The sequence below is a fragment of the Thiolapillus sp. genome (assembly GCF_048562965.1).
Lineage (GTDB): Bacteria > Pseudomonadota > Gammaproteobacteria > Chromatiales > Chromatiaceae > Thiolapillus > Thiolapillus brandeum_A.
This window is the reverse complement of the sequence record NZ_JBHNMF010000628.1, coordinates 1-1,786: the sequence shown is the minus strand read 5'-3', so window position 1 is coordinate 1,786 and position 1,786 is coordinate 1. Positions and strand designations below refer to the sequence as shown.

Annotated in this window: 1 protein-coding gene and 1 pseudogene; both read left to right on the top strand. The window is 51.0% G+C overall.

Annotated features, from left to right (window positions below; genetic code table 11):
* Nucleotides 1-541: pseudogene (locus tag ACOCD2_RS18515) on the top strand (hypothetical protein); the annotation flags it as partial.
* 5 nt (nt 542-546) lie between these two features.
* A partial coding sequence (locus tag ACOCD2_RS18510) for a UvrD-helicase domain-containing protein (protein ID WP_419625879.1) occupies nt 547-1,786 on the top strand: 1,240 nt, incomplete at its 3' end.

The window sequence follows — 1,786 nt, the reverse complement described above, 5'->3', positions numbered from 1 at the left end:
CACACCTACCTTAAGAGATATGAATCTGCACAAGTTGCCTTGGCCTTTGGATGAGCTGGAAGCGCTAGGTGACACAAGAGTCGAAATGCGGGTGACACTTTCATATTTTATAGAGCCTAGCCCTTCGGCGCGTGGTGTGAAATCACGTTACCGTTACGAGTCTCATGGTTTCCGCTTCGAGGTAAAACGTCCTCATGAGTCCGTTGAAGAATTTCGCACTCGCATCAATGTTGCTGCCAGAGATGCGGAACAGCAGACAACCACTAGTAGCGGCAATGATCCAAATTGGTCATTAGGCACTCGTAACCGTCATCGGGGATCGTTGCATTCCGATATATGGATAGGAGAGGCCGCTGATCTGGCCAGCAGAGGTGTTATAGCCGTTTATCCAGTTTCTGGGTGGTGGAAGACTCGACCAAAACTGGAACGCTATGATTTGGACGCCCCATATTCACTTATTGTCTCTATTCGAGCACCAGAAATTGATGTTGAGCTATATTCGTCCATTGAGAACCAACTGGTTACTCAAGTGGAGGTTTAGCTAAGGTGGAATTCCGTATCGCCGACACTTTCACAGACAGTCTCTCCAAACTTAACGGAGACGAGCAGAAGGCAGTCAAGACCACTGCATTCGATATGCAGATGAATCCAGCCAATCCTGGCTTGAGCTTCCACAAGCTGGATCGTGCTAAGGACAAGAACTTCTGGTCGATACGAGTCAACCGCGATATCCGCATCATCGTCCACAAGACAGAATCCAGCCTCTTGCTCTGCTATGTGGATCACCATGACAAGGCATATCAGTGGGCCGAACGTCGTAAACTGGAGACACACCCGAAGACAGGCGCAGCACAGTTGGTAGAGGTGCGCGAGCTGGTTCGGGAAATCTCAGTGCCCCAATATATTACTGAGAAGATCCCAGTTCAGGTAGCTTCAAAACCTTTGCTGTTTGATGGCTTGTCCGATGATGAACTGCTTGGCTATGGTGTGCCAGAAGAGTGGCTGGGGGATGTGCACCATGCGAATGAAGACAATGTTCTCGAACTGGCCGATCATCTTCCTGCAGAAGCTTCTGAGGCACTTTTAGAACTGGCCACAGGCGGCACACCGCAATCGGTGGTTCCTTCGTCAAAGGGTTTTGATCCGTTCGAGCACCCTGATGCACAGCGACGCTTCAGGATAATGAAGAATGTGGAAGAGCTGGAACGGGCATTGAATTATCCGTGGGAGAAGTGGACTATCTTTCTCCACCCAGCACAAAGAGAGTGGGTAGAAAAAGACTACAATGGGCCCGCGCGTGTTTCAGGTTCTGCTGGAACGGGAAAGACCATAGTGGCGCTGCATCGAGCGGTGCATCTTGCACGGGCCAATCCAGAAGCCCGCGTGCTGTTGACCACCTTCTCAGAGATTCTCGCTAATTCCCTTCGGATAAAGCTCAGCCGCTTGATCAGCAATGAGCCGCGCATGGGCGAGCGGCTGGAAGTTCATGCTATCGATGAGATTGCTCGACGGTTGTATGAAATGGAATTTGGCGCCGCTGAGTTGGCTTCTGCAGAGATGATACGGGCATTTCTTGAGGATGCCTCAACTGTAGAATCCACGAGCTTTAATCTGCGCTTTCTGGAAACGGAATGGCACGATGTGGTAGATGCTTGGCAGCTGGAGTCCTGGGAATCCTATCGTGATATCCGGCGGCTGGGCCGAAAGCGACGACTGGCGGAAAAACAACGAGCATCGCTCTGGGCTGTTTTTGAGCAGGTGCGACAGAGGCTCTATCAGGAAAAAC